The organism is Streptomyces mabaensis (assembly GCF_053763515.1).
The window spans coordinates 121,572-129,149 of record NZ_JBSOPZ010000021.1; the positions used below are offsets into that span (position 1 = coordinate 121,572).

The 7,578-nt window shown below is 71.7% G+C and carries 6 protein-coding genes; 1 reads left to right on the forward strand and 5 read right to left on the reverse strand.

The genetic code is table 11. The features are described from left to right. Positions 1-18: 18 nt before the first annotated feature. From ACWV17_RS20315 to ACWV17_RS20325, 3 genes are all read right to left on the reverse strand, one after another. On the reverse strand, positions 19-2,706 hold the full coding sequence (locus ACWV17_RS20315; protein WP_455360861.1) for a bifunctional FO biosynthesis protein CofGH: 2,688 nt from the start codon (positions 2,704-2,706) through the stop codon (positions 19-21). 62 nt (positions 2,707-2,768) lie between these two features. Next, entirely contained in the window at positions 2,769-3,551 is a 783-nt protein-coding gene (locus tag ACWV17_RS20320) for an SDR family oxidoreductase (protein WP_455351187.1), read from the reverse strand. A gap of 113 nt (positions 3,552-3,664) precedes the next feature. Continuing rightward, the gene (locus ACWV17_RS20325) at positions 3,665-4,864 is read right to left on the reverse strand and encodes an aminotransferase-like domain-containing protein (RefSeq protein ID WP_455351188.1); all 1,200 of its coding nucleotides are present in this window, start codon (positions 4,862-4,864) and stop codon (positions 3,665-3,667) included. A 141-nt stretch (positions 4,865-5,005) separates the two neighbouring features. On the opposite strand from ACWV17_RS20325, the gene ACWV17_RS20330 reads away from it, so the two are divergent. After that, positions 5,006-5,920, forward strand: a complete 915-nt coding sequence (locus ACWV17_RS20330; RefSeq protein ID WP_455360862.1) for a hypothetical protein — start codon at positions 5,006-5,008, stop codon at positions 5,918-5,920. A 92-nt stretch (positions 5,921-6,012) separates the two neighbouring features. Here ACWV17_RS20330 and ACWV17_RS20335 read toward each other — a convergent pair whose 3' ends face one another. Together ACWV17_RS20335 and ACWV17_RS20340 are read right to left on the reverse strand one after the other, a co-directional pair. After that, positions 6,013-6,222, reverse strand: a complete 210-nt coding sequence (locus tag ACWV17_RS20335) for a DUF397 domain-containing protein (RefSeq protein ID WP_455351190.1) — start codon at positions 6,220-6,222, stop codon at positions 6,013-6,015. A 210-nt stretch (positions 6,223-6,432) separates the two neighbouring features. Beyond that, positions 6,433-7,302 (reverse strand): helix-turn-helix domain-containing protein, encoded by an 870-nt coding sequence (locus ACWV17_RS20340; protein ID WP_455351191.1) that lies wholly within the window; start codon positions 7,300-7,302, stop codon positions 6,433-6,435. Positions 7,303-7,578: the final 276 nt, after the last annotated feature.

Consider the following 7,578-nt stretch of genomic DNA (forward strand, 5'->3'; position numbering starts at 1 on the left):
GATCGTCTCACGCCGCCGTCACTCCAGCACAGGGAGGAGGTCCGGCAGATGTCCGTCGGAGGCCCGGGCCGCCGCCACCCGCTCCTGCGGCACCTCCCCGTACAGCGTCGTCCGCGGCTTCGCCGGCCGGCCCGCCGACTCCGCGATCGCCACCAGGTCCCGCACCGAGCGGTACGAGCCGTAACTCGAACCGGCCATCCGGGAGATGGTCTCCTCCATCAGCGTGCCGCCCAGGTCGTTCGCCCCGGACCGCAGCATCTCCGCCGCACCCTCCGCGCCCAGTTTGACCCAGCTGGTCTGGATGTTGGTGATGTGCGGGTGCAGCAGGAGGCGGGCCATGGCGGTGACGGCCCGGTTGTCACGGGCGGTCGGGCCGGGCCGGGCGATGCCCGCCAGGTAGACGGGGGCGTTGGTGTGGATGAAGGGGAGCGTCACGAACTCCGTGAAGCCGCCGACGCCTTGAGACAGTGCAGCCTGCTGGATGCGGGCCAGCGTACGGAAGTGGCCCAGCCAGTGCCGCGGCTGGTCCACATGCCCGTACATCATCGTCGAGGACGACCGGATCCCCAGCTCATGGGCGGTCTGCACGACCTCGGTCCAGGTCGCCGCAGGCAGCTTGCCCTTCGTCAGGACCCACCGCACCTCGTCGTCGAGGATCTCCGCCGCCGTCCCCGGGATCGAGTCGAGACCGGCCTCCTTCGCCGCCGCCAGCCACTCGCGGACCGACAGCCCGGTCCGGCTCGCGCCGTTGACGACCTCCATCGGCGAGAAGGCGTGCACATGCATGTCCGGAACGCGCTCCTTCACCGCACGCGCGATGTCGAAGTACGCGGTGCCCGGCAGATCCGGGTGGATGCCGCCCTGCATGCACACCTCGACCGCGCCCACCTCCCACGCCTGCTGCGCCCGGTCGGCGACCTGCTGCACCGAGAGGGTGTACGCGTCGGCGTCCGTGCGCCGCTGCGCGAACGCGCAGAAACGGCAGCCGGTGTAGCAGACGTTGGTGAAGTTGATGTTCCGCGTGACGATGTACGTGACCTCGTCGCCCACCACGTCCCGGCGCAGCTCGTCCGCGATCCGGGTCAGTGCGTCCAGTGCCGGGCCATCCGCGTGCAGCAGGGCCAGTGCCTCCGCGTCGGTCAGCCGCTCCGGATCGTCGGCGGCCCGGGCGAGGGCCTGGCGTACGTCCGTGTCGATCCGCTCCGGCACCATCCCCGGGGCCGCCGCCTCGCGCAGCGCGTCCCAGTCGCCGTACACCACGTCGAAGTCGTCCCGGCGGTCGGCGGTCCGGCCGTCCGTGTCGATGGTCCGGTGCAGGTCCGTACGGCCGGACGCGACGAAGCCCTCATCGGGCTCCTGCCACGGCAGTCCGGACGGCTGCACTCCCTCCTTCGCCAGCCCGCTCTCCTCGTCCGCGAGCGCCCGTACGTGCGGCAGCAGCCGCGGGTCCAGCCACGGCTCGCCGCGCTGGATGAACTCCGGGTAGATGGTGAGCCGTTCCCGCAGCTCGAAACCGGCGGCCGCGGTACGCCGCGCCAGCTCGTCGATGTGCGGCCACGGCCGCTCCGGGTTCACATGGTCGGGCGTCAGCGGCGACACCCCGCCCCAGTCGTCGATGCCCGCGCCGATCAGCAGCGCGTACTCTCCGTCGACCAGGTTCGGCGGCGCCTGGATACGGGCCGACGGGCCCAGGATGTGCCGGGCCACGGCGATGGCGGCCGCCAGTTCCTCCAGCTCCGCGTCCGGCATCCCGCGCATCGCGGTGTCCGGCTTGGCGCGGAAGTTCTGGACGATGACCTCCTGGATGCCGTGGTAGGCGCGGGCGGTCCTGCGGAGCTCGAACAGCGAGTCCGCCCGTTCCTCGTACGACTCGCCGATCCCGATCAGAATCCCGGTGGTGAAGGGCACGTTGGACCGGCCCGCGTCCTCCAGCACCCGCAGCCGGACCGCGGGCTCCTTGTCGGGGGAGCCGTGGTGCGGGCCGCCGGGCTCCGACCACAGCCGCGTCGCGGTGGTCTCCAGCATCATCCCCATGCTCGGCGCCACCGGCTTGAGCCGTTGCAGATCGGTCCACGTCAGCACGCCCGGGTTGAGGTGCGGCAGCAGCCCCGTCTCCTCCAGTACCCGGATCGCCATGGCCCGTACGTAGGCGAGGGTGTCGTCGTACCCTTCCGCCTCCAGCCACTCCCGGGCCTCCGGCCACCGCTCCTCGGGCCGGTCGCCGAGCGTGAACAGGGCTTCCTTGCAGCCCAGTTCGGCGCCCTGCCGGGCGATGTCGAGCACCTCGTCGGGGGACAGGAACATCCCGTGCCCGGCCCGCCGCAGCTTGCCCGGCACGGTCACGAAGGTGCAGTAGTGGCACTTGTCCCGGCACAGCCGGGTCAGCGGGATGAAGACCTTGCGCGAGTAAGTGATGACGCCCGGCCGCCCCACGGCCGCCAGCCCCGCGTCCCGCACGCGCGCGGCCGAGGCGGCGAGGTCCCTCAGGTCGTCCCCGCGGGCCTGCAGCAGTACGGCGGCCTCGGCGGCGTCCAGTGCCACACCGTCCCGCGCGCGCCGGAGCGCGCGGCGCATGGCGTTGGCGGCCGGCCCACCGGTAGTCGGCCCACCGGTAGTCGGCCCGTTGGCGGCCTGCCCGTCTCCGGTCGGTCCACCGGCGGTCGGCCCGTTGGCGGGTCCCTGCGGCTGCGGAGCGCTCGTCATCATTCACCGAGCATACGATTCGACCAGGCGGACGGACGTTTCCCTCACGCTCCTCCCCGCCTCTCCTACCTCATCAGTTCGCCCGCGTTGACCAGCAAGGACTGCCCCGTGATGGCGCGGGCCCGGTCGGACGCCAGGAACACCGCGGCCTCCGCGACGTCCCCGTCCGTGGCCAGTTCGGGCAGCGCCATCCGCCCGGTCAGCCGGTCCAGCACCTCCGCCTCGGGCACGCCCTCGGTGTGCGCGGTGAACTGTACGTACGCCTGCACCGGCGGCCCCCACATCCAGCCGGGCAGCACCGTGTTCACCCGGATCCGGTGCGGGCCGAGCTCGCGGGCCATGGAGTACATGGCCGAGGTGAGCGCGCCCTTGGACGCCGCGTACGCCGCCTGCCGCACCTGCGAGGGCGCGGCCACGGCGGACTGCGTACCGACGATGACGACCGAGCCGCCGCCCGCCTTGAGGGCGGGCAGGCAGGCGCGGGTCATCCGCAGGGTGCCCAGCAGATTGACGTCGATGACCTGCTGCCAGGTGCCGAAGTCGGCATCCTCGACACCGCCGAAGTAGCTGTCCCAGGCGGCGACATGGACCACGGCGTCGAGGCGGCCGAACCGTTCGACGGCGAGCGCGGCCAGCGCCTCGCACTGGGTCTCGTCGCCGATGTCGGTGGTCCGGTACGCGGTGTGCGTGCCGTCCGGGTCGATCTCGGCGGCTGACTTGGCGAGGTTCGCCTCGGTGCGGGCGCCGAGCACGGCGTTGCCGCCGTCGCGTACGACGGTGGCGGCGACCTGATGGCCGAGTCCGGCGCCGACTCCGGAGACGATGACGGTCTTCCCTTGCAGCAGCATGCGCGGTCGCCTCCTGGCGGCATGGTCCCTACTGGGGCAACTGACGATGCGTCAGAGTAGGGGGGATGCGCGGAGGAGGGAAGGCGCGCGAGGCGGTGGTCCTGGTCCGCGGGTCAGCCGACGTGGGCGGCCAGCGCCTTGCCGAGCCGTTGCAGCCCCTCGGCGATCTCGTCGGGGGTGTGGGTCACGAAGGACAGCCGCAGGGTGGCCGGGTCGGGGGCGGCGGCGAAGAAGGGCGCCCCCGGGACGTACGCGACGTCGTGCCGTACCGCGGTCCGCAGCAGTGCGGTGGCGTCGTACCCGTCGGGCAGCCGGGCCCAGAGGAACATCCCGCCGTCCGGGCGGTTCCACGCGGACCCCTCGGGCAGTGCGCCCCGGTCCAGGCCGTCGAGCAGTGCGTCGCGCCGCGCGCGATAGGCGGTGCGCACCCGGTCCAGGTGACCGGTGAGGTCGGCGGCGGCCAGGTAGCGGGCCGCGGCCACCTGGTCGACGGTCGAGGTGTGCAGATCGGCGGCCTGCTTGGCAATGGTGCACGCGCGGCGCAGGGCGTCCGGCGCGCGCAGCCAGCCGAGCCGCAGTCCCGGCGCCATGATCTTGGAGAAGCTGCCGAGCAGGGCCGTGCGGTCCTCGGCGCCGGGCTGCGCGGCGACCCAGGGCTCGGGCGCGCCCTCGTAGCGCAGTTCGCCGTACGGGTCGTCCTCGATGACCCACAGCCCGAGCCGGGCGGCGACCGAGGCCACCGCGAGCCGGCGGGCGGCGGGGAGGGTGCGGCCGGTCGGGTTCTGGAAGGTCGGGATCGTGTAGAGAAGCTTGGGGCGCTCGCGCACGACGAGTTCTTCGAGGGCCGCGGGGTCGATGCCGTCGTCGTCGCAGGGGACGGGCACGACGCGCGCGCCGGTGAAGCGGAAGCACTGGAGGGCGGCGAGGTAGGTGGGGCTCTCGACCAGGACCGTGTCCCCGGGCTCCAGCAGGGTGGTGGCGAGGAGGGTGAGTGCCTGCTGCGAGCCGGTGGTGATCAGCAGGTCGTCCGGCCCGGTGGGCAGCCCCCGGCCGGTGATCCGGGCGGCGACGGCGGCGCGCAGGGCGGGGAAGCCCTCGGTGGTGGAGTACTGCAGGGCGCGGCGCGGGGCGGTGGTGAGCGCGTCGTCGTAGGCGGCCCGCAGGCCTTCCGCGTCGAAGAGTTCGGGGGCGGGCAGTCCGCCGGCGAAGGAGATCACCCCGGGGCGCTCGGTGAGGGCGAGGATGTCCCGTACGGGCGAACTGCCGACCGAGGTCGCGCGGGCGGCGAGAGGGGGCAGGGCGGCGGGGCGCATGGCGGCTCCTTCGCTGGTACGGGTGATGGTCTACGGCACGCACCCTAACGCGTACGCATGCATATGCCACCTATGTTTCCGCATCCGGTGAATCCGGTCCGGCCCCTCCCGAACTGACGAGGTATCAGATACACCGGAGGGATGACAGAGGAGCAGGCAGAGGCAGGCAAGGCAGCCGAGGAAGACAACGCGGCAGAGGAACACAAGGCGGCAGAGGAGGCGGCGGACACCCGCCCCGGGGCCTACGCGGAGCTGGCCGCCGTCGGACCGTACGGAGTCCGGCCCGGGCACGCGCTGATCACCATGGTCGAGCCGCATCTCGGGCATGAGCGCGCCTACCACAGATGGTATGAAGACGATCACTACATCGCCGGGGCGATGGCGATGCCGTGGATGTACGCCGGCCGTCGCTGGGTCGCCACCCGGGAGCTCCAGCTGCTGCGCCGTCCGGAGAAGTCCGCGGTCGCCCAGCCGGTCACCGCGGGCGCCTACCTCTCCACGTACTGGATCACCGACGGGCGCTACGACGAGCACATGAAGTGGACCGTCGGCATCAACAAGCGGCTGAACCGGGACGGCCGCGTCCACCAGGAGCGTACCCACGTCTTCACCGCCTTCCAGGACCACGAGGCCACGGTCTACCGGGACGGGGAGGCCGGACCGCGCGACTTCCACGCGCTCGACCACCCCTACCGGGGGCTGGTCCTCGAGGTCGTCGACGCCGACGGGCCGGAGCAGCGCGCCGAGTTGCTGGAGTGGCTGTGCTCGCGCCATCTGCCGGAGCGGCTGGCCGGGTCGCCGGCGGCGATGGTGGTGGTCTTCCGGCCGACGCCGCTGCCGGGCGACCGGATGACGTACGTGAAGCAGGTCGAGGGCGTGGACACCCGGCTGACCCTGCTGTGGTTCCTGGAGTGCGACCCGCGCGAGTGCTGGCAGGAGCGCTTCACGGGGCTGGACGAGGCGGTGGCCCGGTCGGGCCTCGGGAGGGTCGAGTTGGTGGCGCCGTTCATCCCGACGGTGCCGGGGACGGACCGGTACGTGGACGAACTCAGGTAGGGCATGGCCGAGCCCCCTCGGCCGGGACGGCGGACCAGTCGAGAGGGCTCATGGGTTGTGCTGGTTGTGCCGATGGTACCGATGGTGCCGGTTCAGCCGAGGTCAAACGCGCCCCGGCTCACTTGTGCGACGAATGCGGTCCACGAGGCCGGCACAAAGGTGATCGAGGGACCTTCCGGCACCTTGGAGTCACGCACCGCAATCGCCTGCGTGACGGGGGACTTCACCTCTACGCATGCACCGTTCCCGGTGGAATACGAGGACTTCGTCCAGGTATCCGTCGCGCCCTGAAGAATTGCCATGTTCGCTCCGGTCTAGCCAGTTGTGTCGATTGCTGTGCCAACGTTCTTGATGGCGTGATCGACGCTACTCGCCAACTCCGCTGCGCGAAGGGGGCATTCACTCGACCGGATGGCATATACCAGAAGGGTCTTCCGCGCTGCGGTGGCGACGGTGTACCGTACCGGCTCCCGTGCCCCCGGGGGCCCCTGGGGCCTCGGCTCGCGTACTCCTCAGCTCGCGTACTCCTTCGCGTACTGCTTGGCGATGTCCGCGATGAACTGCTGCGTCTGGTCCACATTCAGCGCCTGCGCGCGCAGGTGCTCGTACATCACGCTGTACTTCTGGACGTCGGCCGCCTTCTCCAGATAGAGATCGCTGGTGACGCCCTCGATGTAGACCACGCTGGAGTCGGACGCGTCCGGGAACTCCAGAACCGCGTACTGCCCGTTCACCCCGGGGTGGGCGCCCATCGCGAACGGCATCACCTGCACCGTCACATGCGGCAGCTGAGCCTGCTCTATCAGGTGCTCCAGCTGCTGGATCATCAGCTGCCGGTCGCCGACCAGCCGGCGCAGCGCGGCCTCGTCGATCACAGCCCAGAGCCGGAGCGGGTGGTCGGGCGCGGCAATTCGCTCCTGGCGGCGCAGCCGTACCTGGACGCGCTTCTCGATGTCGGTGTGCGCGGTCTCCGGCAGGGCGCCGTGGATGAGCGCCTCCGCGTACTCGCGGGTCTGCAGCAGGCCGGGGACGACCTGGGGCTCGTACACGCGCAGCGAGGCGGCGTCCGTCTCCAGGCCGATGTAGACGCTGTACGGGATGTCGCCGAAGGCGTGCCACCAGCCCTGCTGGCGCGAGTCCTTGGCCATCTGCATGAGCGAGTCGACCAGGCGGCGGTCCTCGACCTCGTACACCTCGCACAGATCGCGCACGTCGCGCTGGCTGATGGACCGGCGGCCGTTCTCGAGGCGGCTGATTTTCGACTGGGAGACGAGGAGGCGTTCGGCGACCTGTTCGGCCGTCATGCCCTTCTCCTCGCGCAGGCGGCGGAGCTCCATGCCGAGCCGGCGGCGTCGGACGGTGGGATTGACATTGGACGCCACGGGAACGGCACCTCCGACTGCTTACGTATCTCTGCGTATCTGCTGTTGAGCAGATTGCCACCAACCGGCGTGGCGCCGCTGGGAAATGCGATATGCGGGCGGGGGGAGGGCGCGCCGGTGTACGGGCGGGTGCACGGACCGGCGTACGAGCGGTGTACGGGCCGGTGGGACGGGGTCGGTGTACGGGCATGCAGACGCGGGGGGGGGGGGGGGGGGGGGGGGGGGGGGGGGGGGGGGGGGGGGGGGGGGGGGGGGGGGGGGGGGGGGGGGGGGGGG